The following is a 24,428-nucleotide window of genomic DNA, read 5'->3' as shown; positions in this document are numbered from 1 at the left end:
GATGATCTTGCCACTGTGGTCTTCCCTGTTTGAATGGCTGATTACCCTAGCGGTCGTGTCGGCGCGCATTACGCCGGCGTTTTTCCTGTTGCCGTTTTTTAGCGCCAGCGTGCTCAGTCTTACCGTTCGCACACCGGTAATTTTTTTTATCGGCGCAGCTTTGTGGCCTTATTCCTTCGGCGCCATGGCGTCGCTCGACGGTGCACGGATAGCAGACATCCTGCTGCGCGAGGTGGCGATCGGTCTGCTATTGGCAATCCTGCTGGCGCTACCGTTTTGGGTTATGCATGGGCTGGGGGCGCTGATTGACTATCAGCGCGGCGCCTTACTCAGCAGCGCCTATGATCCTATCAGCGGCGTCGATACCTCGGAACTGGCAAATTTGTTCAATCTGTTTTTTGCCGCCGTGTTCCTGCAGGGGGGCGGACTGACTTTGTTACTTGAGGTTTTTCTCGGCAGTTATCAACTGTGCGATCCCCTAGAGCCCTCCCTACCATCCCTCGCCAAGGTGACAACCTTGTTGCAGACGATGGCGACACGCATCCTGATCCTGTCGAGTCCCGTTTTGGTGGTGCTGTTGCTCATCGAGATTTCGCTGGGTCTGCTTTCACGCTTCGCGCCGCAAATGAATGCCTTTGCCATCGCTTTAACGCTTAAAAGCGGCGTGACCTTCTTTATTATTTTGATCTATTTCGCGCCGCTGTTGCCTGAGATATTTCGTCAATATTGGCTGTTGCCCTCTCAATTGGAGATATGGCTGAGTAGCGGGCTATCGCCTGGGGAGGAGAATGAGTAATAAAACCGAGAAGCCGACGCCTAAGCGCCTGCGCGACGCTGCTAAAAAAGGGCAAGCCTTCAAATCCCGCGACGTCATCATTGCCTGCATGATGTTATGCGGTGTCTGTTGGCTAACCTCCTTCACCTCGCTTGAGAGCCTGATGGATCTTTATCGCCAAATGGTGGTCGGCAATTTTTCGTTATCGCTGACCGCCTACCGCAATGCACTGATGTTTACCGCGCTACAAATACTGCTGCCCATCATAGCAATGGGCATTGTGGCATCAGCGCTGCCGTTGCTGCTGCAAACCGGCTTTATGCTGGCGACCCGGGCCTTCAAGCTCAACTTTCAGGCGCTTAACCCCACCCGCGGTATCAAGAAAATATTCAGTCTGCGCACTGCGAAAGACTGTGTAAAGGCGCTGCTGTATTTGGCCGCTTTCGCTATAGCGTTGATGATAGTCTGGCGCACCCATCGGCAGCTCTTGTTTGAGCAACTGTTTGCCAATCCGCAGGACATCGTCGCCATTTGGCGGCAATTGCTTATGTCGCTGGTGCTAACCTGCCTGCTGTGTATTGTCTGTATAGTGATATTGGATATCGTAGCTGAATATTTTCTGCACCTGCGCAGTCTCAAAATGGACAAGCAAGAGGTTAGGAGGGAGATGAAAGAGCAGGAAGGAGACCCGGAGATTAAACATCGCCGCCGCGAGGCTCATATGGAGATCTTGTCTGAGCAGACGCAAGCCGATATTAAAGGGTCGCAGTTGATCATTGCAAATCCTACCCATCTTGCTGTGGGCATTTATCATAATCCCGATTTGACCCCTTTGCCGTTTATCTCGGTGCTGGAACGCAATCAACGGGCGTTGGCCGTGCGCGACTATGCGAAAAAGGTCGGTGTATCGGTGATTGAAGATGTTCAGCTGGCCCGTCGGATATATTATACGCATCACCTATATTCTTTTGTTAAGATTAACGAGTTGGATCAGGTACTCCGCTTATTAAGCTGGTTGCAGGATGTGGAAAATGCCGGGCGTTATGATTATGCAAAAGAAAGTGAGGAATAGATTTTCTTTTGCATAATAATTAAGTGCGTCATTTAGCCCCTATTTTACTCTGATAATTTATCTTACTCGATATGGCTATTTTCAGGAGATAAACATGACTGCTGATAATAATATTCAGAAAAAAAATATCGCTGAAACATTATGGAAGGTGGTAAATAGCGGTGCTGGCGAAGCGGCTATGCGCGAATTGCCTGAGGGGGGGCTGACGGAGCTGGCAGGCGCTGACGATAATGACGATTTTCAACAACAGCTGGAAAATGCGGCGGCCTTTTTCAGGTTTCTGTGCATTTACGACTGTCATAACCCGGATTATTATATCGGCCTCGGCGCCGTCTATCAGTTGCAAAAGCAGTATCAAAAGGCGGCGGATATGTATGCGGTGGCGTTTTCAATGGCCAAGCATGATTACCGGTCCGTCTTTTATAGCGGCCAATGTCAGGTGCTTATGCATAAAAAGTGCAAAGCGAAGCGCTATTTTCAATTGGTGATTGATCATTGCCAGCAACATGAATTGGCACGCTGGGCGTGCCAGAGCCTCAATGAGTTGAATCACTCGCCTCAAGAGCAGGAAATGCATAATACCAGCTTGGATGATTGCCCCTGATATTCGGTGTTATCTTCGACCCGGTGCGATGAGTGTCGCACCTTACGCCAAGGTGGAAGGAGAGCCTGTCTTAAGGTAGGTTATCGTCGGTGCCGGACGCAATGAGTTCGGGGTGAGCATGAGTTTCGCAATAGATCAGTGCCGCCATCGGGTTAAAACCTGAGAATATGCTTGGCGCAAAGGGATGACTGCTAATGCGACAATATTATTGTGACGATGGCAAGAGGCCAGAGAGGAAACAATAAATTTCGACAGTGAATACTTATCGTTTTTAGCGTATTATGACGGTGTTAGCGATTATCTATTTTCTCTGGCGGCAATAATTCCTTGCGTGCAATAATAATTTATCATATTTTCATCATGAAGTTGAGTCGATGAACAAGGTATGCTTATATTAATTCCCCCGCGGGCTACGGTGTTGATAGATATTATGGATGATGAATAAAGAAAATGACCATGTAACGCTGTACCAGGATGGTCTCGTACTCCGATTGCTCAACGGTTTGCTGAAAGGCTGCGAATATCGCCTCAATGCCCCCGTAACCTTATTTGTCGCAAGCGATGCGGCGCAGGCCGAACGGCGGCATGAGCCGCCGTTCCTACCGCCGGAGACGATTTTCATTCCCCATCTGCAGGGCGGCGTGAATTTTGAAATAGTTATTGATTTTGTGGCGCCGCACAAAAGCGCGCTGCGCGTTTTAGTCGATGGCGGCATCAGTGAAACCCCCCTGGTCACCAATCGGGTGTTGACCGCCGGTCCGCAGGCGTTGGTGGTGAGACCGGCAGCGGCGGCGTGGGATGATACGATTTTGAACTTTCAGGAGATGCCGGCGCCCGCCATGACGACGCAGCGACGACGCAGGGGCTCCATGGTCCTGCTGTCGCTGATGGTACTGGTTGGCGCGGGTTACCTGCTGCAAAACTACGCGATCCCCGGGCATGAGGATGCCGCCGCCTTGGGCAAACAGCTCACCGGTGCACAAGGTAAGTTTCATCTTTTGCCCGGCAAAGACGGGAGCCTGTACATGCTGGCCAGCAGCGAGCGTGATGCTGCCTTGGGCCGTCAGTCGCTGGTGCGTCATCCCACCGCCGCGGTGAAGGTGGTGAGCTGTGATGACGAGCGCAGGCGGGTGCACGAATGGCTCGGACGGTACTATCCCTGGCTAGGGCTTCATCGCATCCACATCGACGATCCGTCCGCGCCCCAGCTGATTCTCAGCCGACAGCGAGCCGTCCTCTCTCCAGCGGAGCGGGAGCGGTTGAGCGCGGCGCTGCTGGACATACTGCCCTATGCGCGGCAAATCTCGTTCGGCCACTTGGATGACGACGCCGTGGCAAGCGATGCCGAAAATGGTTTACGGCAATTGGCGATCGGCTATGCGCGCGTCGATCACCCCGACAGCGTCACTTTTGTGATAAACGGTGCCTTGGAGGATGGTGAGCGCCAGCGGATCCGCCGCTACCTGGAGGCTTTCAAGCAGCGGTGGAGCAGCAACTATGTGCAGTTTACCGTCGAACTCAGGGATGACCCTATAGCGGGAAAATCTTTTTCCTATGGTCAGCAGAACTTTGTCAAACCCAACGCCGGGCACTGGTATTTCACCCCGTCGTCATCTCACTGATAAGGAGATAAAACGTGAGCGGTATCGGTAACCTAAGCCCGATTGGCCTAAGCAGATACGCCGGCAACGCCAGTCAATCCGTCATTCCTATTGAGTCGATATCCGAAAGGGCCGCCAATGCAGTGAATCAACAGGATAATGTTGATCCCATGGCGGCGTACATGGCGCAGTGGAACGATGCAAATATCAAGAATGACTTCCTTAGTCGCTCGATGCGGTTAAAGATGTTAAGTGATGTTACCACGGAAATCATACGTAACTCGCGCTAACCACAAGGCGGGCGACGTAACCCACTTTAAAGGAAACGAGAACATGCATATAAGCCTGAGCCCCCTTGAGCGGGGTGCCCCTCTTTCGCATCTTCCCGCTCTTTCCGCCCAGCAAGGGGGGATGCAAAGTTTGGATGAAAAGATCATGCACGCCCTTGCCGATGGCGTGGCCCAGGGTCATCATGCTCGAGCCGAATTGCTGCGACCACCCTCATCCCTGAGCCTTCGGCCTGGGGGGCTGTCGAATATGTTGCAGCAGCAAATCAAGGGCATGAAATACGCCGTATCCACCTCGCTGACAGCGACGCTGGTCAATAAACTCACTTTGGCGGTGAAGACCGTGCTAGGCGCATGAGCAGTTCCAGACGCCTGGCGTGCGGCGCTATGATGATCGCCATGCTGAGCGCTTGCAAAGAGGAGCCGTTGCTCAAAGGCCTCGATCAGGTACAGGCGAACGAGGTCATCACTACGCTGCAGCGCAACAATATCGCCGCCGAGAAAGCGGATCACGGTAAAAGCGGTTACAGCGTTGCCATTAACAAGGTCGATTTACCGGCGGCGGTAGATCTGTTGAGAACCTATCAGGTGCCTTCGCCGCCCCGCATGGAAATCGCACAGATGTTTCCAGGCGACTCGCTGGTGTCATCACCGCGTGCTGAGAAGGCACGACTTTACTCGGCCATCGAACAGCGTCTGGAACAGTCATTGCAGGTGCTTGAGGGTGTCGTCAACGCGCGCGTTCATGTCAGTTACGATATCGACGCCGGTGAGAACGGCAGGGCGCCCCGGCCGGTCCACCTTTCCGCGCTGGTCAGCTATGAGCCAGACAGCGATCCAGCGTTGCTGATTGGCGACGTAAAACGCTTTCTGAAAAACAGCTTTGCTGAGGTGGCCTATGAGCATATTTCGGTGGTCCTCTCCCGCCGCCCGGCGCCGCAGCATTCGCCGCCGGTGCGTCATTTGCCGCCCGCGGCGGCATCGCTGTCCGGTTGGCGGTTGGGGGCCATTGTGGCTGGTCTGGCCTTGCTGTTGTCGGTCGGATTATGGTGGCGGAAAAAACGGGCCGCGCCCTTGCCCGCGCGCGCGATAAGTGATGAGTGTCGTGCCCCTTGATAGCGTCATGTTCGATCCGTTGACGTGGATCCATCCGTCCCGTTTTGCGCTGCCCGCCAGTCTGGACGGCATCGCGCAGCGCTCGATAGTTAACGATATGCTGATAAGCCTGTATGGGCTCAGCCTTGAGCGCCCGGCGTTGCCGACCCATTCTTTGCCCCGGCAGTTCGTCGAGGCATGGCATTTGCTGCCGCAGATTGCGCTGCTGATGGCCTGCCAACGCCATCGAGCATCACTCGCCAAAGGCGGATACGGCGCCAGCTTGCCCGACTGGTTACGGCAATTCGCCGCTCTGTCGCTGGTGTCGTCACGTTCATCGCCTGGGGAAACGATACCGCCTCCAGCGCAGCTGTTAGCGTGGGGAAAATATGAACTGCTGGCGTTTGCGGGCAGCTTGCCGCGCGGCTTGCGCCAGCGTCTGGATCTGCTGTTCCCGCCGGAGGAGGGTAGGGATGATTTATCAAGATTATCCCTGCCGCCCCCTTGTCGATTATTACTCAAACTTGCCTTTCAACATGCCAAGAGACATCCCGCTACGCCGGATACCGCCGATTTACGGCGGTATATTGATCAAACGTGAACACCTCCAGCGCCAGCGTTGCGCGATGGATTTAGTCAAACAGGCCCGCCGTGAGGCAGTAAAATGCCTCAAGCAAGCCACCGAAGAGGCGGAACAGCTGCGCAACCAGGCCAGAAACGAAGGATATCAGCAAGGGGTATTGGCCGCGGTGGATACGGTGGCCGGCTTCTTTGCCGAGCGACAAAAGCTGATTTTTTCGCTGCAGCGCGAGGTTGAGGAGCATGCCCGCACGCTGCTTATGACGGCATTATCCCATACCGATCTGCTGCTGTTGCTGCTGGAAGATTGGCTGGCGCAGCAGCCCGCACCATCGATACCAGCGCCGCTAGAGCTGTGGGTACCGGCGGATCGCCGGGCCGCGGCGTTACGGCTGAATCGCCAGATAGGCGCGCTGTGGAGCGGCAAATATGACATCATCACCCACGACGGCGAGAGTTTTATCATGAAGTATGGCGATCAGGTCGCGGAATTCGATGCCGGGGCGTTTATTGACGCGGCGACGCGGCAGCTGACGTCTCGCCCGGATTATGAGACCCTGGCCCGTCACTTGAGTGAACAAGGATTGCAGGCGTTGGTAAAACGGTTAACGCGGCATTTCGCCGGCGAGCCGGTTTTGCCGCTAAATGAACCTTAAAATAAAGCTATAGTCTGCCGTGAGCGCGGCAGCAAGCTTGTAAAGGCATAATGGGAGCAATGATGAATGGATCTTTACCTCGGCGCGGACGAAAGCGCCGCCTCGGGGTCGCCCTCGCGGTGCTGGCGTTAGGCGGTTGTGCCGGCGGCCCCGCCGACGACAATCCTGTACGCGCCTGGTTGACAAGCGTGGCCGATCCCGGTTGCACAGGCGGCGGTGCGGTAGTGAACCGGCAGACGCCGCCGATGTTATATCGCGCGCTGGCGAGCTGTATTCGTGCTCAGCATTATCAGGACGGTGTGTTACTGTTCGCCCTGGCCGGCAGCTACAGCTGGTATGACGCGCTGCGGGTGGATAGCGATGAAGCACGGGAAGCTCATAGTCTGCTGCTGGCGGAAACATTGAAAAGTGTCGATAAGAGCCGGCGACAGGCTTTCTGGATGGTGGCGAAGGCAATCCTCGCGGATAAACAGGGACGCCAGACCATCTGCCAGCGCATTCAGGCAATAGGCAAACCGGCCTATCTTCCCGACTACCTGTCATCGTTTGCTGCCGCCGGTGCCCTTACCCGACCGATGGACGATGAGGCGATGTGGAAGAACGCGATGGCGGGTTATGTGCATTGTCCCACCGACATGCTGGTGATCCGCTAAGCGCCACGGACCCGGCTATTTTTTCATCATGTCTTTCAAATTGGCAAAGGGATTGTGTGTTGCGATTCCCACGTCCCGTTGCGCATCTTCGCCCGCCACCACCGTCGTACCGTAGAGGCTTGCCTCGGTGTATTTTTCATGCTCATGGTCGTGGCAATAAAGACACAACATCTCCCAATTGCTGCCGTCTTCGGGATTGTTGCTATGGTCGTGATCAATGTGATGCACCGTCAGCTCGCGCAGGTTGGAGTAGTTAAACTCGCGGCTGCAACGACCACAAACCCAGGGAAATAGTTTTAGCGCTTTTTCGCGATAGCCGTTTTCAAGCCGGGCGTAATTTTTTGGAATAAAGGCCATAAATGATACGCTCTCTGCGCGGTAGAAATCCAACGGAAGTGTAGCCTAAATCTCGCCGCTGTTGCTATAACCGTCTGGCGGCAATGGGTCGCTACTTATATTTCCGCCACAGGAAACGTTGATGTTTAGGCAATGTTTAGCGCCGCGGCACTATGGTAGGAAAAAATTTATTAACCGGGTCGCATGAAAACAGATCGAATTATTCTGCTTGGCTGGTGTGCGAGCTATGCCATGTTATGGGCGGGGGTGACTTTCCTGTTGGATCCCACCGTGCCTTATGATGCCATTGAGGCGGTAAACTGGGCAATGAACGCGGAGTGGGGTTCCCCTAAAAATCCGTGGCTGGTTGGCATGGTTATGCGCCCGGCGCTGGGGCTGTCGGCGCCCTGGTTAAGCTTTTATTGGTATGCGACACATTTTTTGGCGGTGGCGGTGGGCATGTATGGCGTCTGGCAACTTGCCTGGCGCTTGAGCGGCGACCGGCGCCTGGCCTGGCTGGCGTTGCTGGCGCTTAACCTCAGCGGCGTTATCAATTTTGATATTATTTCATTTAACGATAACTACCTGCTGGTGATGTTATGGCCCTGGCTGTGGGTGTTTTTCCTACGGGCAGCCTTCGATCGCCCCGGTTGGTGGCTGGCGTTCGCCTTTACCGGGGGGCTGGCCTGTATGGCGAAATATTCCAGCCTCTCTTTTATTTTCTCGGCCTGGATGTTGACGCTATGGGTGCCGAGCATTCGCCGCTGTTATCGCCAGCCGGTGTTCTATCTGGCTATTCTGCTATGGTTGATTATCGTGGCACCAAACGGTTGGTGGCTTTGGCAAAATGACTTTGCCGCTTTCAAGTGGGTGGATTCGCAGGTATCGCCCGGATTGACGCTGCACGGGTTGGTGTCGGCATTGACGGTCTTTTATCCACTGGCGTTGCTCGCCGCCGTGCTCATCGGGCTGCGGGCCCGGCTGGGTTGGCCTGGCGCCCCGCAGGCTCGGGCGGCGTTAATGATGCTGCTGATTCCGCTGGCGCCTATCCTTATATGGTTCAGTTTTCATGACGGTGGTCGCATTACCGAATGGCTCCAGCCTTATATGATGCCCGCCACGGCGCTGATGATGGCCTGCGTCACGCAACCATCCTCCCGTCCGTTGGCGGGCGTGCTTAAGAAACTGTCTCTGTGTGCGCCGCTGGTGCTGGCGGGTTACAGCGCTGTGATGCTGCTAAACGTGCGCGGCGCCGGCGAAAAATTGGCCGGCATCAAACCCTTCAGCCAGCAGGTGAGTGCGCGTTGGCAACAGCATTATCATCAACCGGTGCGCTTTGTCGGCGGCGATTATCTGTCCCAGTGGCTAACGTTCTACATTGACGACCGTCCGGCGGTAATTACGCCCTGGTCAGTAAGTCAGCGGCCGAATATTTACAACCGCACGGTGCGAGAGGACAGATTGTTGCGCGATGGCGTGGCGCTGGTAGGGCCACGCGGGCAGAACTGCGGCGAAGCAGATTTCAGCGAACTGCTGGCGTCCTGGCCGGCATTGTCCGTAGGTTATCGCGAGGAGATCGCCTTCGTACCCCATCCCGGCTCCTCCCCAATACCGATTTGTCTTGCTTTTGTGCCGCCCGCAACGTCGAAGTGATTTCGGCAGACGGCAGACACAAACGTCAGACGGCGGACGCCGGAAGCCAGACTAAGGGATCAGCGCCGCAGCGGTGAGCGGTGCAGGAACCGGCTAAAGCGGTCCGCGCCTTGCTCCAGCTTTTCTATAGAGCTGGCAATACACCATCGCAGGCAGCCTTCGCCCGCATCGCCGAATGCGCTGCCCGGCGCTAACCCTACGCCGGCCTCCGCGACTAACGCTTTACAAAATGCCAAGCTGTCGTCCAGGCCGCGTACGCGGAAAAACAAATATATGGCGCCCGCGGGCAGCGGCACCTCGATGTCCGGCAGCGTGCCGAGCCGCTGATAAAGATAGTCGCGCGAGGCTTGAAAGAGGGCTACCGTTTCCTGACGTACCGCCTCGCCCTGGTTGACCGCGACCAGACCGGCTTTTTGCACGAACCCGGGGGCGCAGCTGCTATTGTATTCAATCAGCTTGCCCAGCTCATACATCAGCGCCGGCGGCGCGACAACCCAACCCAGCCTCCAGCCTGTCATCAGCCAGCTTTTGGAAAAGCTATTGATAACCAACAGCCTGTCGTCCGGGTCGGCGATGTCTAAAAAGGAGGGCGCACAGCCTTCCGGCGGGCCGTCAAACACAATGCGGCTATAGACCTCATCAGAGACGATCCAGATACCGTGCTGGCGGCAGTGCGCCAGTATCACCGCCTGCTGCTGCGCCGACATAACCCAGCCGCTGGGGTTGTTGGGAGAATTGATTACCAGCGCCCGGCAATCAGGCGTTAAGGCGTGTAACAAAGTTTCCAGACAACAGATGCCAGCGAGCAATACCCTGCTCGTCCCGCTGGAGCTCCAACGCCACTTCCTCAACCTGCGCACCAAGAATGCGCGGGATCTCCACCAGGTTAGGCCATACAGGCGTCACCACCACCACCCGATCCGGGCTAACCGGCCGGTGCAATTGTGAAAGGGCGTTTGCCAGTGCCTCCCTCAGCGCTGGTTCGCCTAGATTCGGAGTGTAAAAGGTGTCGCCGGCGTCGGGAGGTCCGGCTCGCCAAACAAGAACGGCAAAACATCGTCGCGGCCGATGCCGGCATTGGCGACGTCGCGAATCGCGGAGAAGCGTAAATTGCGCACCGCTTCCCGCGCCAGGGCGGGGTGACCGGGCCGTAAAGGAGACTCTGACATTATACGGCAGCCTTTTATCAGAAAGAGATATCCGCTGCGCCCACCACCCACCCGCTGTGGTACCGCATGACAAACGCGGCAGCGCTTCTGGCACGATAGCGATGTTGCAGCCACAATGAACCACCAGGGTGATAGATACACTAACTCGCCAACAATAGGGTTCATTGCCGCCATCCGTGGACGCGCATGTCGCGACCAAGGTCCGTTTGCAACGCACCGACCCAAGCGCGCAATGGGAAATCGGCATTGGATTTGCATGCTTATTTACTTTGCTTCTGAGAAAGGAGGCAGTATGGCTGCCAAACAATACGATAGTCTGGATGATGCCGCGATCGTCCGCCTGGCCCATCAGGTGCTCGCCGTCTATCCCTAGCTGACGCCGCAGCAGGTGGATTTGTTTTGCCGCTCCGAAAACGCCACGTTGCGCGTCATTGACCAGCGCAACCAACGTTATACGATGCGCCTCCATCGACCGGATTATCACTCGTTGGCCGATATCCGTAGCGAACTCTGCTGGCTGCAAGCGTTGCAGGCCGCGGGCATTCCGTGCCGCAAGCCAGGTTGCCGCAGGGTGACCAGCCAGTCGTTACGGTGTGCACCGCTGATGGTTCGCCCCGCTATGCGGTACTGTTTGACTGGATTGAAGGCGACGTGTAGCAGAGCGATGTCAACAGCGTGCGCCATGCCGATTTCGTGGTACTGGGGGAAATCACCGCGCGGCTGCACCAGCAAAGCCTGCAGTGGGTGTTACCGGCCGGGTTCAGCCGCCTGACCTGGGACCACGACTCGATGGTCGGCGTGCAAGGGTACGGGGGAGACTGGTGAGAAGTTCCCGGCTTGTGGCCTGACGATTGCGCCCTTATCGAAGATTGCCTCTGCTGGACGGCAGACGCCCTGCACCGTTATGGCAAGTCTCCCGCGCGTTTTGGGCTCATTCACGCTGATTTGCGGCTGACCAACATCATGCGGTGTCAGGATAACACCCGGGTAATTGATTTCGACGACTGCGGCTTCGGCTGGTATCTCCACGATCTGGCGGCGGCAATAAGTTTTGTCGAACATTATCCCGCCGCGCCGGAATGGGTCGCGGGCTGGCTGGACGGCTATCAGTGCCACTGCCCTCTCGGCGTAGAGGATCGGGCGGTATTGCCGGCGCTTTTCATGCAGCGGCGTATAGAGTTGTTGGCGTGGGTAGGATCGCATGCCGATACCGAGCAGGCTCGCTCCCTCGGACCGCGGTGGGTCGATGAAACGCTGCGTCTCTACCACCGGTATCAAGATTGCGCCGGGCTACCGATAGGCGCCGGGTAAACGCGGCCGACGGATGATGGGCAATCAAAGGCGCCTTATGTCATGCCGTCGTCTCTGGAGACTGGCGTTAACTCAGGCTAGTGGCGCACACATTTCACTGACGGTCGGACGCGATCGTTCTGTTGAAAGTTAAAAAAGACTTAAAAAGCGTTAAAAAGGTACATCCGTCATTATATGACTATGTCTGCCGGTTAACGCCCGGGCCCCCAGACCGGGGGATGGGGTATAATTTCCGCAAGTGGTGAAGCGATTAACAGTAAGTAAGCTAACTAATAAATAGAAACTAAATGAATTTATATTATTTTAATATATAAATATTTTTTGTGTATAATAATTAATATAACAAATAAATATTTAGGATTTTCTTATTGTGAAGTCAGGGTTTCATATTTTAATGGCTTGTGGAGAATGTTAGTTTTTTGTGCCGAAAAATCGAATTTTCAGTGCAATGAGCATTACGCCTGAATTATCCTGTCATGCTTAATTATCGCTAATGAATTTGCCTGAGAAGGCGACCTGCCTGGCTTCATACCCATTACCCATCTGACTTAGGTCATACAGGTGCAACTTATCGTGCTTAAAAAGTATATTATCAACGATATCATTGAATTTAACGCAGATGAGTGTGTCCTCGTCTATATCCACACTGGCGATGTGACTCCGCTTACCTTGTCCACCTCGCGTTTGCTGGAGTATTTCGTCAACTCCGGTGGCATAATTCTCACCCGAGAATCTTTGCTGGAAAATGTGTGGAGTAAATACGGTCTCACCGCTTCCGGCAATAATCTCAATCAATATGTCAGCGTGCTACGGCGAACGCTGGCGGGGCTTGGCATCAATAACTTTATCGATACCTTACCGAAAGTGGGATTCAAATTGAATCCGGGGGTGACTATCACCCTGCCATCGGACGGTGAGATAGCGGAACACATGCCGCTCGTCGACCATGAGAAACTGTCCGTTGTAGATTAGCCCGCGTCGTCGCCGGAGGTTGTTCCTCATCAAGGGCCGAAGCGCAATCATCAACGCCATTTAGCCCTGGGTGGGGGTCTGGCGTTGATGATGATACTTGGCGCCTTGAGCTACTCTTTTTGGTCGACGTCGGGCGCAGTGGCCGCCCACACCCGAGTTATGCTCATTTCTGGTGTATGAGGTTTCGGAGAGGGTGGCGTATGCTGCTGATTGATTTCGTGGATGATTTCAACAACAGAGAGATGATACACCATGAAAAAGTCTACCCTACAGGTCTCCGCAGAACCAGATATTACCAGTGATCCCTTGCATGAACTCATCCGTCATAGTGCTAAACAACTGATAGCCGCCGTCGTTGAGGCTGAGCTCGAAGCCATGCTGAACGCCGTCTTGACGATGGGCGTCATGCCGTCGTCCGTAACGGTTATTTGCCACAGCGTTCAACAGCGCGTTGCTGCCATGGCTGTATCTGCGAGGCATATCCACCGGTGATTTTCATGAAGCCCTGGGGGCGCTACTCGGTGAAAAAGCCCACGGCCTCTCCGCGAGTACCATCAGCAGACTGAAACAGCAATGGCTTGAAGTGCACAGGCAATGGTGCCTGCGTGATTTAAGCGATACGCGCTACGTTTATTTCTGGGCTGATGGCATATACAGCCATGTCAGGCAAGATGATCGCCTTTGCCTACTGGTCAGTATCGGCGTCACTGAGCATGGACGTCAGGAGCTGGTTGCGGTCGAAGAGGGTTATCGAGAATCAGAAGCAAACTGGGCCGAACTTCTCAATGGCCTGCAAGCAGGTGGCCTAACCGTATCTCCCAAGCTAGCTACGGGAGACGGTGCCCTTGGTTTTTGGAATGCAATGGCAAAGATATTCCCGGACACGCAGTACCAACGCTGTTGGGTGCACAAAACGGCTAATGTGCTAGCTTCACTCCCCAAAACCATGCAACCGAAAGTTAAGGCTGAGCTTCGGGAGATCTGGCTAGCAGAAAGCCGCGATGCCGCTAATGACGCTTTTGATGTTTTGTTGGCAAGGTTTTCAGCGAAGTATCCTGCAGCGATGAAGAAGCTGGAGAAAGATCGAGAAGAACTGCTGGCATTCTACGACTTCCCGTCAGAGCACTGGGCATCAATAAGAACGACAAAGCCGATTGAATCGGCTTTTGCGACTATGAGGCTACGAAGCAGACGCGCAAAGAAGTGTGGTTCGAGAGAAACCACCCTGTCAATGGTATTTAAGCTGCTCCAGTCTGCTCAGAAAAGCTGGAACCGGCTAAGAGGATTTGACCTGCTGACCCTGGTGGTAAACAACGTCCAATTTCAGGATGGAGAACAGATTCACGAAGCATCAGAGCAGAACGTAGCCTGATCGCCATACACCAGATTTGATAATAACTCCCCGCGCCCGCAGGCTGCAAGAAGTAAATGCTATTATAAAGGAAAACCACAGGGTCTGTGATAAGGACAAGCGCGTCTATTTCGTTAGTGAAAAAGATAATGACCCCGCCACTTTCGGCCGCACCTTGCTTTCGCTATGCCACATTGGCGGTAAGCAGGAAAATATCAGCTGTGAGAATTTCTATTATTATAACCGGAAAACGTTATGAAGGTTAAACGCCTTATTTTGATTGCATTGGCGGTTGTCGTCGTCGCTGGCGGACTGTTACACGCTCTGGGCGCTGACGATGACCTTTTCAACTGAACGCCGCAGATAGATTGTAAAGCGTTCACCGTAAATAATCTCGATGACGATAATCAACGCATTAGATTTTCCCTCAACGTGCGTGCGCGCCTATTCGGCAAGGGATAGGGAATCTTGAATTATGAAGGGTATGCAAACTATAACAGGAGTGACAGTTATTTTGTCCGCACCGTTTATCTTAGCCATGCACAGCGGGTGGGGAAAGGAGCTTACCGTTATCAAATGATGTGGTTAAATCACCGCTAGACCAGACTCAGGAAGCGGTGTTTGGCGAGTTTTGGAGCGAAAACACCGCCTACAAAAATGTACTTCTGCTGGTGGTAATCCTAATAACGCAAAATACCTATCTTTTTAGCAGCACCTTCTCTCCCCAGTTTACCTACATCGCGCAATAAACGTTGCCCCAGCAGGGGGACGGCCCCCTGCTGGCGGATGACATCAATCTGCACATTGAAAACCGGCTTCAGCGGCCTTATTAGGTGTTTCCAGTATCTCTCTATAAAAGTATGCGTAATTAAGCTTAAGGCCAGAACGCATAAGGATGTCTGCTTGGCGCTGGGCGAGAGCTACCGCTTGCGGCGTTAAGCGTTGGGACGGAAGTGGTTAACAAGGGGGCGCAACGGCATGGCGGCATCTTCCTTATAAAGAGAGTGAGAAAGATAGCGCTGCGGTGATGTGCCAGTGAGAATTTATCGGTCATAATACCGCCTTCGCCAGTGATTGCAGCAATCCTAAACGGAATCCGCCACTATGAATGAGGACAGTGCAACCGGAACGCGCAGCGGCCACGTTGAACCTGCCCCATACCGGTCAGGTATGACACATAGCGTCCACGACATAACAGGAAAGAACTATGGCCTCGATAACGATTTATCACAACCCTGCATGCAGCACGTCGCGCAAAACGCTTGCGTTAATCCGCGATAGCGGCGTTGAACCGACCGTGATCCTCTATCTCAAGCAGCCCCCCAGCCGGGCGCAGTTGAAAGAGATGCTTAACGCCATGGGATTAAGCGCACGTGAGCTGTTGCGCGCCAAAGAGGAGCTGTACCGGCAAGAGAGATTGGATGCGGATAATCTCAGCGAAGATGTTCTTATCGAGGAGATGCTTAAGGTGCCTATCCTGATTAACCGACCCATCGTGGTCTCACCGCTCGGCACCCGGCTCTGCCGTCCCGCGGAAACCGTGCTGGATATTTTACCCCCGTCGCAATAATGGACGTTATTGCCAAAGGGCATTGCCGCCGTCTCGGCAGGGTCCGGATCGGTTGCCATTGCGCGCTGGATAAAAGGCGGCTGAGTTGGCGATGATGCCTACGGCGTTGGCGTTGGCGTTGGAGACGGTGACAATGACTCCACGGCGCCATGATGGTGGGTAGGGGGGGAGATGTTGCGATATACCAGCCGCGGCAGTAGACGGTGGCAATAAGCATTCCCGTCGTGAAAGCTAATTACCGACGGCAAACGTTAGTACGTATTGGTGTTGTAAAATGGGTAAGTGCTGCTTAAAAACAAGGCAGCACCTTCATTTAAACTGTTATTCTATATGACTGGAGAAGGATAATAGCTTATCCTGCATTCAGTCATTTATTTAATTCGTACGACGATTTGTTCCAAGCGTGAAGATGAACTTAACGCTTTAATGGTGGCAGTAATTAACTTTTCGCTTGGGATAAAATCAATTCATCTGCCTTCCATTTAGTCAATTTCTAAATGGGATATAATGTTATCGCTCTGCCGTGACTCATAGTTTATTCCGTGAAGTCAATCGGAAACGGCGATGAGATATATTGTATTTTAGATAAATAATGGCGAATATTTGGTCGGAATCGCATAAAATAAATATAAATATACGCCATGCCCAGCGCGCAAAATGATTTAAACCACGGTTTTATGCTTCGTCTGTAGCGACCCGTTGAAAAAACTGCGTTAACCCCTTTTTTTCCTGACGCGACCGCTGCGGGAAGGTTTTGCGTAACTGCGCTGGCCGCGCTTGCGGGCAAATAGCATTGTCATTGGGCTCAAAGCTAAGGAAGAATAACGAAAATTCAATCATGGTAACATTAATACAACAAACACCCATTTATATTGATACTCATGCCGATGCTATGGTCTTTGCACAACGCTACCCCGGCCGCTAGAGTGCATAAACAGTTACTCTTCAGCTCTAAACACCAACACTCCTGCGACGGTTTCTTAAGCTCTGATTATGCTTGCTACACACCTAATGCCGCCTAAAACGAGCATTAACAGGTGAAATTGGCGCTATTTCTGCTTAAAAAATGATCATTGCGGCGTGCTTGGCCATTTCGTCTGGTAATTTATCTATTATTGGTATTCTTGACTGTTAGATAGCATAAGTTAGAAATTTGATCTGCCAAAATGAGGATTTTAGAATTAAATCACTAATTTTGGTCCTTTATCATACGATTACTGAGTGATTCTGAGATGACAAAATGGTTGACTCGGATGTGAAATCTGCTAGTAGTCAAAGAAAAATCAGCTAAAATGTTCAAAAAGTGTGATTAATATCACTTTTTTAGTAAATCTTTCCACTTCACTGATTGTGTAACAGCAAGATTCAGCGGTAGAGTCAGCTTTCGGATTAATCGTATTATTTGTTACTGAATCTCATGGATGGGTCCTGGCGTGCTGGCATGGCTAACGTCAGCGGTTCTGCCTTTGTTGCCTCACTTTTTGCAGACGGTAATAGCGGCGTACGCTCTGAAAGTACGCTGGCCACGTGATCACAATTTGGCCAATATCCTGTTCTAATAACCATAGCTTCCTAATTACAGGAGATTATGATGACCCGACTACACCTGAACATAGTCATTAGGGATGTAAAATGAATACCAGTGAAGTGCTGAAGAATATCTACGGTATCAATCTGTCTTATTTATCATTAGCGCAACGTTTGATTCAAACAGATAAATCTTCTGCGATGTTTCGATTGGGTATTAGTGAATCCATGGCGGAAACATTGCAGAAATTAACCATGGCGCAAATGGTAAAACTGGCAGAAACGAATCAGCTGATTTGCGTGTTTCGTTTTGAAGATCCGAAAGCCATTACACAGCTTACACAGGATTCACGGGTGGAAGATCTTAATCAAATACATGCCAGTATTTTATTGTCCAGTCGATTAAATGAGCAATTAACCACGAAAGCTGGCTCAACGCCTAAAAGAAAGAGTTAAACATGGCCGAAAAAAGTATTGTCCAAGAGGTAAAAGAAATCCAGCTTGCAATGGAGTTGATTTCTCTTGGCGCACGGTTGCAGATGCTGGAAAGTGAAACACAACTTAGCCGGGGCCGGTTGATAAAGCTTTACAAGGAGATTCGCGGTAATCCGCCTCCGAAGGGGATGCTGCCGTTCTCCACCGATTGGTTTATGACCTGGGAACACAATATTCACTCGTCGATGTTCTACAACATCTACCAGGTGCTGCTGAATCACGGGTGTTGCTCGTGGGTGGAGGCGGTGATTGGCGCCTATCGCCTCTATCTGGAGCAGTGCCCGGAGCAGGATGGCGATATTCCGCTTTTGGCGCTGACCCGCGCCTGGACGCTGGTAAAATTCGTCGACAGCGGCATGCTGCAACTGACCCCCTGTGCACATTGTCATGGACATTTCATCACCTACGCCCACCAGCCAAGCCAGAGTTTTGTGTGCAGTCTCTGCCAGCCGCCGTCGCGGGCGGTAAAAAGACGTAAACTTTTGCCTGATGCTGCCGATAATAGTTCTATGTTGTCAGATGAGCGGAAAAGTGTCGCGGTATGACCGCCTGCGGCAGCTGGGTGTCTGCCGCCACGCCGCCACGGAGAAGAAGGGGGTAGCTAAGGGTGCCAGCCGGGTCGCTTTTGCTTGCCTGCTCTTCGCTGAAGGAGCGCTATCGTGTTAGTCATACTGGGTTACATTGTTGTTATTGCGACCGTTTTAGGTGGCTTTCTGATGGCAGGCGGCCATCTTGGCGCGCTGTTTCAACCGGCTGAATTTCTGATTATCGGCGGCGCCGGTATCGGCCTCCTTCATCGTCGGTAACAATGCCAAGGCCATTAAAGCCACGCTCCGGGCGCTACCGCTGTTGTTCCGCAGCGCCAAGTACTCCAAAGCACGCTATATGGACCTGATGACGTTGCTGTTCAGGCTGATGGTAAAGTCGCGCCAGCAGGGGATGCTCAGTCTGGAGCGCGACGTGGAGAATCCCGCCGAAAGCGACATATTCAAGCAGTATCCGCGCATTCTTAACGATCCCTCCCTGCTGGATTTCATCACCGATTATCTGCGGCTAATGATAAGCGGCAACATGAACGCGTTTGAAATCGAAGCGCTGATGGACGTGGAAATCGATACTTTTGAAGAGGAATGCGAGATTCCCGCCAACAGTATTAACTTGCTGGGCGACTCGTTGCCCGCGTTTGGTATTGTGGCGGTAGTGCTGGGCATGGTACACGCCTTAGGAGTCGTTGATCGCCCGGTGGTGGAGCTGGGCGTACTGATCGCACAGGCGATGGTCGGCATCCTGTTGTCCTATGTGTTTATTTCGCCGCTGGCCTCGCTGCTGCGTTTAAAGAAAACTGAAACCGTCAAAGTGCTTCAGTGCATCAAAATCACGCTGCTCTCCAATTTGCATGGTTATGCGCCGAAAATCTCTATTGAGTTTGGTCGTAAATCGCTGTTCACCACCGAGCGACCCTCGTTCCTTGAGCTGGAGAATCATGTCAAACAGGCGCGGGGACTGAATAAAGCGGCGGCGCAGGATGGGGTGCAAGAAGCGGCGTAATGCAAAAGCCTATTATCATTGTTCGCAAGCGTAAGCCCGCGCGTGCCTCGGGTACCCACGCCGGCAGTTGAAAAATCGTTTTCGCTGATTTCATGATCAGCATGATGGCCTTTTTTCTGGTCATGTGGCTGCTGGCGATCGCCAGTCCGCAAGAGCTGAAGCGTTTGGCCGAGTATTTCCGTACGCCGCTGGAAGTGGCGCTCACCAAGGGCGAGCGCAGCAGCTCGGATTTTAGTCCGATACCGGGCGGCGGGGAAGATCCCACCCGCCAGGAAGGCAATGTGCATAAGGGGCTTGCCCCGTCGGAGGCCGGCCAGGACACGGTAAAACTGAAGCGGCTGCGGGACGTATTGGAACAATTGATCGCAAACGATCCCCGTCTGCAAAAGCTGCGTCCCCAACTGCTTATCGATCTGGTGGAAGAAGGCTTGCGGATACAAATTATCGATAACCAAAATCGCCCGATGTTCAGCACCGGCAGCGTGGAAGTGGCGACCTATATGAGCGTGATCCTGCGTACCATCTCGCCGTTGCTGAATGATATTCCCTACAAGATCTCCATTTCGGGTCATACCGACGCCACGCCTTACGATAACGCTGGTCACGGTTACAGTAATTGGGAACTCTCGGCGGACAGAGCCAATGCGTCGCGGCGGGAATTAGTGCTGGCCGAAAATAAAGTGCTTGGCGTAGTGTGGATGGCGTCCACGATAAATCTGGATAATCAGTATCCCGACGCGGCCATTAACCGCCGCATCAGCCTATTGGTATTGAATAAGCGGACCGAGCGGTCTTTGGCCCATGAAAACGGCCAGAGTCAGGAGGTGATCTTCGATGGCACCGAGGTGCGCCAGCGGCCCGAGCTGCTGCGGGATATCCCCGCCGCTGCGACGACAAAATGAATTTTCCCATCGCAGAGGTGAAGCCGTGAGCATGGATTTAAGTGTTTTTTACTTGGACGTTTTTTGATGAAGCCGATGAGCTGTTGGCCGACATGGAGCAACATTTGTTGCAGTTGGATCCGCAGGTGCCGGACAGCGAGCAATTGAACGCCATATTTCGGGCCGCGCATTCCATCAAGGGCGGGGCGAGAACCTTCGGTTTTAGCGCATTGCAGGAGACCACGCATTTGCTGGAAAACCTGCTCGATGAAGCGCGGCGCGGTGAGATGTCCCTGAATACCGACAGCGTCGATCTGTTTTTGAAGACCAAGGATATTATGCAGGATCAATTGGACGCCTACAAAATGGCCCGGTAACCCGATGAAGAGAGTTACCGATATATTTGCGAAGCGCTACGCGAATTGGCGCGGACGGAGCAAGGCGCGCAGCGTGCCGCGTCTGAGTCGGCCGCCGGCGAACGAAACGCGCCCGCCGGGCAGGAACCGGTCCACGCCATGGTAGATGCGGCGTCCGTGGGCCGGCAGGGGTCGCCCGCCGCCCCGGCCGCGGCGCAGAAAATGGCGGTAAAGAGTACCGACGGTAGCCTGCGCGTGGCGGTGGAGAAAGTGGACCAGCTGATAAATCTGGTGGGTGAACTGGTTATCACTCAATCCATGTTGGCACAGCGGTCCAGCGAGCTGGATCCGGCCGCTACAGCGAACTGCTCAACAGTATGGGGCAACTGGAGCGCGATCTGGCCGCCAAACTCGGTAAAGAGGTCCGGCTGGAGATGCAGGGTAGCTCGACTGAATTGGATAAAAGCCTGATTGAACGCATCATCGATCCCCTGACCCATCTGGTGCGCAACAGCCTCGATCATGGTCTGGAATCTCCCGACGCCTGTCTGGCCGCCGAGCATCAGGGGGCAATATCTTTATCGAAGTGCGTGATGACGGCGCCGGCCTTAACCGGGCGAAGATCCTCGCCAAGGCCAGCGCACAGAGCATGGTAGTCAGTGAACATCTTAGCGATGAGGACGCCGGCAGACTGATTTTCGCGCCGGGCTTCTCCACCGCCGAAGTGGTGACCGATGTTTCTGGGCGTGGCGTGGGTATGGATGTGGTGAAACGTAATATTCAGGCGATGGGCGGCCATGTCGATATTGTGTTCGAAGTGGGCCAAGGCACCACCGTTCGTATTCTGTTGCCGCTGACGCTGGCCATTTTGGACGGCATGTCGGTGCGGGTCAGCGATGAAGCGTTTATTTTGCCGCTGAATACGGTGATGGAATCGCTTCAACCCCAGGCGCAAGATCTTTATCGCATGGGCGGCTATGAACTGGTGTTGCAGGTACGGGTAGAGTACCTGCCGCTGTTGCGCTGCACCATATCTTCAATGTCCCCGGCGCTAAGACCGACCCTACCGAGGGCATCGCGGTCATTTTGCAAAGCGCGGGGCGGCGGTATGCGCTGCTGGTGGACCAGTTGGTCGGCCAGCATCAGATTGTGGTGAAAAATCTGGAAAGCAATTACCGCAAGGTGGCGGGGATTTCCGCCGCGACCATTATGGGCGATGGCAGCGTGGCATTGATTGTGGATGTTTCCGCTCTGCAATTCCTGAATCGTGACAAATGCCAGGCCAGCGCCGCCTAGCCTGATTTTCAATCACGTTTACTAAAAGGGTAAGCCATGGCAGGACTTGCAAATATAACGACATTAGCCGGCGAGAGCGCGGGAGAAGAATTTCTGGTTTTTACCCTGGGGAACGAAGAGTATGGCATCGATATTCTTAAGGTTCAGGAAATCCGGGGCTACGACCAGGTCACGCGCATCGCTAACACGCCGGCGTTTATTAAAGGGGTGACCAACCTGCGCGGCGTCATCGTGCCGATTGTCGATCTCAGGATCAAATTCGCGCAAAGCGACATCAGCTATAACGACAATACGGTGGTGATAGTACTGAACCTCCAACAGCGGGTGGTGGACGGCGTATCCGATGTCCTGTCCCTGAGCGCCGAACAAATCCGGCCGGCGCCCCAGTTCGCGGTGACGCTGGCGACGGAGTATCTGACCGGTCTGAGTTCGCTGGAGGACCGTATGCTGATCCTGGTGGATATTGAGCGATTGCTAACGAGCTAAGAGATGGCGCTGGTGGACAGCGTTGCCTGATGGTAGGGGCTGGACAACGAAAGGCGGAAGCGGGGCTTCCGCCTTTTTTCTGCCGCCGGCTATAAAGTTTGCTGGACCTATGCCGATAAAACAGAATTATGTAAATAAGAAACTAATAACATATTAAACAGAATGAGGTGGTTAACGTTATTTTAATCGCCCTGGTGTGCTATGGCTTGATTCAAATAATTAGCGGCGGATTATTCTATTCGGTCCAGACGCAGGACAGACAATATTTCAAGGTTTACCAAACTCTTCGCGAACAGCAAACGCAGCTCAGTGCCAGCTGGGTAGGCATCCTGCAGGCGCGTGACGGCTTCAATCAAGCGCGCATTTCGGTGCTCAACGGCGCCAGCGCTGGGTAATGCGCAGAAAACCTTTAGCCGCTTTGTCGCATTGGTGCAGGCAGACACGGCGACACCCGACAATTTTGCCACCCTGCAGAGAACGTTTACCCGCCTGCATGAACCACTGAAGCAGGCCGTTCTCGCACTGCAGGCGTCGCTGACGCAATTCGACGCCGCCTATCGCCAGTATCTGAACGGCAATAGCCAGCAGTTCGACCGGGCGGTGGGGCACATCATGCTCGGCATCTTCCTGTGCGCGGTGCTCTGGTTTGCCATCAGCCGGGTGCTGATGACGCCGCTGCACCGCATTATCGAACACATACAGCGCATTGCCGCCGGGGATCTGATCGAGCGTTTGACCATCGACAGCCGCAATGAGATGGGCACGCTGGCGCACAATGTGCGTCAGATGCAGCAGAGTCTTATTGATACGGTACGGGCAGTCCGCGGCAGCGCCGACGGCATTTACAGCGGCACCGGCGAAATCGTTGCCGGTAATAATGATTTTGTCTACCACAGCCCGCTGACGCTGATTACGTCGCTGATGGACAGCGCCAAGCAAACGCTGGCTGAGGCGGAAAAGCAATTCAAATCCTACAGCCCGCTGCCTGCCGGCGACGCCCGCGGGCAAGCCCTGCATGAACGGACGGTACAGGAATTTAATGGCTTAACCGAAAACCTGCAGGGGTTGATTGATTTTCTCGATAACGGCAACGTCGACGCCTTTATCGCTAGCCCGACCCAGGGAACGCAGGATGCCTTTGAAGCCGCGTTAAAAGCCAACCTGTCTTCGCTCGATGCCAGTATTGACGTGGAGGGCAGAGAGATTGTCGATATCAATGTCTACTCCGGCTGGCTTAATGGCGTCTTTGTGTGCGTCGCGCTGGGGCTGGCGGTGCTGGCGCTGATCTGGCTGAAACGCATGTTGTTGCGGCCGCTGACCAATATGCGCGATCACTTCGACGCTATCGCCCGCGGCAATCTGAGCCGGCATATTCTGGTATACGGTAGCAATGAAATCAGCCAGCTGTTTCGTCAATTGCAGGCAATGCGCGACGAGCTGGCCGGGACGGTCAGCGCGGTACGAAACGGTATCGATGCCATGTTGAGCGGCGTCGCTGGAAGAAACCGCTACCAGTATGGAACAGCTTACCTCGACCATGAAACAGAACGCCGGCAACGCCCATCAGGAGAGTGATCTGGCCAGGGCGGCCTCTTCGGCTGCCAACAATGGTAATGCCATCACCGGCGGTGTGGTGAAACATATGGCCGAAATCAACGCCAGTTCGCTGAAGATAGGCGATATCATCGGCGTGATTGACGGCATCGCTTTCCAGACCAACATCCTGGCGCTGAACGCGGTGGTGGAAGCGGCGCGCGCCGGCGAGGTGCACAATCTGGCGCAGCGCCCAGGCGGCCAAGCAAATTAAAGGCTTGATCGATGAATAGGTCAGCCGGGTGCAGCAGGGATCGCGCATGGTCACCGCCGCCTCCGACGAATGCAAAGCAGCGGCATCGATCAAGTGGCGACCGCCGTCATCCAGATGGATACCGTGACGCAGCAAAACGCCGCACTGGTACAGTAAACCGCCGCCGCTTCGGAGGTGTTGGGCGCACAGGCGGAAGCGCTGATGCAAAATGTGCAGGTCTTTACGTTGCAGGCCGATGGGGCTGTGGCATCAGGGGAGCCGGCACACGCCGGCGGCAGCCCGCAGCCTCTGCAAACGCTAGCCGTCTGACAAGACTGCGAGCGCCAGCGCCTTGAGTGAGACCTGTTT

Annotated in this window: 22 protein-coding genes and 8 pseudogenes; 25 read left to right on the top strand and 5 right to left on the bottom strand. The window is 53.9% G+C overall.

Annotated features, from left to right (window positions below):
* Position 1: 1 nt before the first annotated feature.
* From sctT to SGP1_RS19075, 10 genes are all read left to right on the top strand, one after another.
* Positions 2-796, top strand: coding sequence for a type III secretion system export apparatus subunit SctT (sctT, locus tag SGP1_RS19120; protein WP_011411894.1), 795 nt, complete (start codon positions 2-4; stop codon positions 794-796).
* Complete coding sequence (locus SGP1_RS19115) at positions 789-1,847, top strand: EscU/YscU/HrcU family type III secretion system export apparatus switch protein (RefSeq protein WP_011411893.1); 1,059 nt, start codon at positions 789-791, stop codon at positions 1,845-1,847. The genes sctT and SGP1_RS19115 overlap by 8 nt, the downstream gene beginning before the upstream one ends.
* Positions 1,848-1,941: 94 nt before the next feature.
* Complete coding sequence (locus SGP1_RS19110; RefSeq protein ID WP_011411892.1) at positions 1,942-2,451, top strand: tetratricopeptide repeat protein; 510 nt, start codon at positions 1,942-1,944, stop codon at positions 2,449-2,451.
* Positions 2,452-2,885: 434 nt separating this feature from the next.
* Positions 2,886-4,073, top strand: coding sequence for a PrgH/EprH family type III secretion inner membrane ring protein (locus SGP1_RS19105; RefSeq protein ID WP_011411891.1), 1,188 nt, complete (start codon positions 2,886-2,888; stop codon positions 4,071-4,073).
* A 14-nt stretch (positions 4,074-4,087) separates the two neighbouring features.
* Positions 4,088-4,342, top strand: coding sequence for a hypothetical protein (locus SGP1_RS19100; RefSeq protein WP_011411890.1), 255 nt, complete (start codon positions 4,088-4,090; stop codon positions 4,340-4,342).
* Positions 4,343-4,385: 43 nt separating this feature from the next.
* Positions 4,386-4,697 (top strand): hypothetical protein, encoded by a 312-nt coding sequence (locus SGP1_RS19095; RefSeq protein ID WP_011411889.1) that lies wholly within the window; start codon positions 4,386-4,388, stop codon positions 4,695-4,697.
* Positions 4,694-5,455 (top strand): EscJ/YscJ/HrcJ family type III secretion inner membrane ring protein, encoded by a 762-nt coding sequence (locus SGP1_RS19090; protein WP_011411888.1) that lies wholly within the window; start codon positions 4,694-4,696, stop codon positions 5,453-5,455. Before SGP1_RS19095 ends, SGP1_RS19090 begins: the two co-directional genes overlap by 4 nt.
* The gene (locus tag SGP1_RS19085) at positions 5,436-6,035 is read left to right on the top strand and encodes a type III secretion apparatus protein OrgA/MxiK (protein WP_050747839.1); all 600 of its coding nucleotides are present in this window, start codon (positions 5,436-5,438) and stop codon (positions 6,033-6,035) included. Before SGP1_RS19090 ends, SGP1_RS19085 begins: the two co-directional genes overlap by 20 nt.
* Positions 6,022-6,669 (top strand): type III secretion system linker protein OrgB, encoded by a 648-nt coding sequence (orgB, locus tag SGP1_RS19080; protein ID WP_011411886.1) that lies wholly within the window; start codon positions 6,022-6,024, stop codon positions 6,667-6,669. The genes SGP1_RS19085 and orgB overlap by 14 nt, the downstream gene beginning before the upstream one ends.
* A gap of 59 nt (positions 6,670-6,728) precedes the next feature.
* Entirely contained in the window at positions 6,729-7,322 is a 594-nt protein-coding gene (locus SGP1_RS19075) for a hypothetical protein (RefSeq protein ID WP_041867213.1), read from the top strand.
* A 15-nt stretch (positions 7,323-7,337) separates the two neighbouring features.
* Here the strand turns inward: SGP1_RS19075 and yajD are convergent, their stop codons facing one another.
* Complete coding sequence (yajD, locus tag SGP1_RS19070) at positions 7,338-7,679, bottom strand: HNH nuclease YajD (RefSeq protein ID WP_011411885.1); 342 nt, start codon at positions 7,677-7,679, stop codon at positions 7,338-7,340.
* Positions 7,680-7,862: 183 nt separating this feature from the next.
* On the opposite strand from yajD, the gene SGP1_RS19065 reads away from it, so the two are divergent.
* Complete coding sequence (locus SGP1_RS19065) at positions 7,863-9,311, top strand: glycosyltransferase family 39 protein (protein ID WP_011411884.1); 1,449 nt, start codon at positions 7,863-7,865, stop codon at positions 9,309-9,311.
* A 59-nt stretch (positions 9,312-9,370) separates the two neighbouring features.
* On the opposite strand, the gene SGP1_RS32145 is transcribed toward SGP1_RS19065, so the two are convergent.
* From SGP1_RS32145 to SGP1_RS32135, 3 genes are all read right to left on the bottom strand, one after another.
* Positions 9,371-10,090: an aminotransferase class I/II-fold pyridoxal phosphate-dependent enzyme gene (locus SGP1_RS32145; protein WP_198408749.1), complete on the bottom strand. Its 720-nt coding sequence runs from the start codon at positions 10,088-10,090 to the stop codon at positions 9,371-9,373.
* Positions 10,068-10,223, bottom strand: coding sequence for a hypothetical protein (locus tag SGP1_RS32140; protein WP_198408748.1), 156 nt, complete (start codon positions 10,221-10,223; stop codon positions 10,068-10,070). Before SGP1_RS32140 ends, SGP1_RS32145 begins: the two co-directional genes overlap by 23 nt.
* A 74-nt stretch (positions 10,224-10,297) precedes the next feature.
* Entirely contained in the window at positions 10,298-10,480 is a 183-nt protein-coding gene (locus SGP1_RS32135; protein WP_198408747.1) for a hypothetical protein, read from the bottom strand.
* 373 nt (positions 10,481-10,853) lie between these two features.
* Here SGP1_RS32135 and SGP1_RS19055 point away from each other — a divergent pair.
* From SGP1_RS19055 to SGP1_RS36810, 4 genes and pseudogenes are all read left to right on the top strand, one after another.
* A pseudogene (locus SGP1_RS19055) lies at positions 10,854-11,791 on the top strand (phosphotransferase enzyme family protein).
* Positions 11,792-12,364: 573 nt separating this feature from the next.
* The gene (locus SGP1_RS19050) at positions 12,365-12,763 is read left to right on the top strand and encodes a winged helix-turn-helix domain-containing protein (protein WP_050747838.1); all 399 of its coding nucleotides are present in this window, start codon (positions 12,365-12,367) and stop codon (positions 12,761-12,763) included.
* Between the two features lie 252 nt (positions 12,764-13,015).
* Positions 13,016-14,135: pseudogene (locus SGP1_RS19045) on the top strand (IS256 family transposase).
* A gap of 447 nt (positions 14,136-14,582) precedes the next feature.
* Positions 14,583-14,788: pseudogene (locus SGP1_RS36810) on the top strand (FidL-like protein); the annotation flags it as partial.
* Positions 14,789-14,794: 6 nt separating this feature from the next.
* On the opposite strand, the gene SGP1_RS35360 reads toward SGP1_RS36810, so the two are convergent.
* Positions 14,795-14,917, bottom strand: a complete 123-nt coding sequence (locus SGP1_RS35360) for a hypothetical protein (RefSeq protein WP_279379416.1) — start codon at positions 14,915-14,917, stop codon at positions 14,795-14,797.
* A gap of 404 nt (positions 14,918-15,321) precedes the next feature.
* On the opposite strand from SGP1_RS35360, the gene arsC reads away from it, so the two are divergent.
* The 10 genes and pseudogenes from arsC to SGP1_RS36800 all read left to right on the top strand — a co-directional run.
* Entirely contained in the window at positions 15,322-15,684 is a 363-nt protein-coding gene (gene arsC / locus SGP1_RS19035) for an arsenate reductase (glutaredoxin) (RefSeq protein WP_011411881.1), read from the top strand.
* Positions 15,685-17,316: 1,632 nt separating this feature from the next.
* Positions 17,317-17,667 carry a flagellar transcriptional regulator FlhD gene (gene flhD, locus SGP1_RS19030; RefSeq protein WP_011411880.1) on the top strand — a complete coding sequence of 117 codons (351 nt, stop codon included), beginning with the start codon at positions 17,317-17,319 and terminating at the stop codon, positions 17,665-17,667.
* 2 nt (positions 17,668-17,669) lie between these two features.
* Positions 17,670-18,251 carry a flagellar transcriptional regulator FlhC gene (gene flhC / locus SGP1_RS19025; protein ID WP_011411879.1) on the top strand — a complete coding sequence of 194 codons (582 nt, stop codon included), beginning with the start codon at positions 17,670-17,672 and terminating at the stop codon, positions 18,249-18,251.
* 114 nt (positions 18,252-18,365) lie between these two features.
* A pseudogene (motA, locus tag SGP1_RS19020) lies at positions 18,366-19,254 on the top strand (flagellar motor stator protein MotA).
* Positions 19,254-20,156 (top strand): annotated as a pseudogene (motB, locus tag SGP1_RS19015) (flagellar motor protein MotB). The pseudogenes motA and motB overlap by 1 nt, the downstream one beginning before the upstream one ends.
* Before the next feature lie 92 nt (positions 20,157-20,248).
* Positions 20,249-21,787: pseudogene (locus tag SGP1_RS19010) on the top strand (chemotaxis protein CheW).
* Between the two features lie 36 nt (positions 21,788-21,823).
* Positions 21,824-22,273: a chemotaxis protein CheW gene (gene cheW / locus SGP1_RS19005; RefSeq protein WP_011411878.1), complete on the top strand. Its 450-nt coding sequence runs from the start codon at positions 21,824-21,826 to the stop codon at positions 22,271-22,273.
* 167 nt (positions 22,274-22,440) lie between these two features.
* Positions 22,441-22,668, top strand: coding sequence for a Tar ligand binding domain-containing protein (locus SGP1_RS19000; RefSeq protein ID WP_041867211.1), 228 nt, complete (start codon positions 22,441-22,443; stop codon positions 22,666-22,668).
* A 217-nt stretch (positions 22,669-22,885) separates the two neighbouring features.
* Positions 22,886-23,377, top strand: a pseudogene (locus SGP1_RS36805) (HAMP domain-containing protein); the annotation flags it as partial.
* A 174-nt stretch (positions 23,378-23,551) separates the two neighbouring features.
* Positions 23,552-24,389 (top strand): annotated as a pseudogene (locus SGP1_RS36800) (methyl-accepting chemotaxis protein); the annotation flags it as partial.
* Between the last annotated feature and the right edge of the window lie 39 nt (positions 24,390-24,428).

It is taken from the genome of Sodalis glossinidius str. 'morsitans' (assembly GCF_000010085.1).
Taxonomy (GTDB): Bacteria; Pseudomonadota; Gammaproteobacteria; order Enterobacterales; family Enterobacteriaceae; genus Sodalis; species Sodalis glossinidius.
This window is presented reverse-complemented; position numbering and strand designations above follow the sequence as displayed.

Coding starts and splice junctions, on each gene's coding strand:
- SGP1_RS19090 (WP_011411888.1), top strand. CDS start 4,694: ATGAGCAGTTCCAGACGCCTGGCGTGCGGCGCTATGATGATCGCCATG.
- flhC (WP_011411879.1), top strand. CDS start 17,670: ATGGCCGAAAAAAGTATTGTCCAAGAGGTAAAAGAAATCCAGCTTGCA.
- SGP1_RS19110 (WP_011411892.1), top strand. CDS start 1,942: ATGACTGCTGATAATAATATTCAGAAAAAAAATATCGCTGAAACATTA.
- SGP1_RS19115 (WP_011411893.1), top strand. CDS start 789: ATGAGTAATAAAACCGAGAAGCCGACGCCTAAGCGCCTGCGCGACGCT.
- SGP1_RS19075 (WP_041867213.1), top strand. CDS start 6,729: ATGATGAATGGATCTTTACCTCGGCGCGGACGAAAGCGCCGCCTCGGG.
- cheW (WP_011411878.1), top strand. CDS start 21,824: ATGGCAGGACTTGCAAATATAACGACATTAGCCGGCGAGAGCGCGGGA.
- flhD (WP_011411880.1), top strand. CDS start 17,317: ATGAATACCAGTGAAGTGCTGAAGAATATCTACGGTATCAATCTGTCT.
- SGP1_RS19095 (WP_011411889.1), top strand. CDS start 4,386: ATGCATATAAGCCTGAGCCCCCTTGAGCGGGGTGCCCCTCTTTCGCAT.
- SGP1_RS19085 (WP_050747839.1), top strand. CDS start 5,436: ATGAGTGTCGTGCCCCTTGATAGCGTCATGTTCGATCCGTTGACGTGG.
- SGP1_RS32135 (WP_198408747.1), bottom strand. CDS start 10,480: ATGTCAGAGTCTCCTTTACGGCCCGGTCACCCCGCCCTGGCGCGGGAA.
- SGP1_RS19065 (WP_011411884.1), top strand. CDS start 7,863: ATGAAAACAGATCGAATTATTCTGCTTGGCTGGTGTGCGAGCTATGCC.
- arsC (WP_011411881.1), top strand. CDS start 15,322: ATGGCCTCGATAACGATTTATCACAACCCTGCATGCAGCACGTCGCGC.
- yajD (WP_011411885.1), bottom strand. CDS start 7,679: ATGGCCTTTATTCCAAAAAATTACGCCCGGCTTGAAAACGGCTATCGC.
- sctT (WP_011411894.1), top strand. CDS start 2: ATGATCTTGCCACTGTGGTCTTCCCTGTTTGAATGGCTGATTACCCTA.
- SGP1_RS19105 (WP_011411891.1), top strand. CDS start 2,886: ATGATGAATAAAGAAAATGACCATGTAACGCTGTACCAGGATGGTCTC.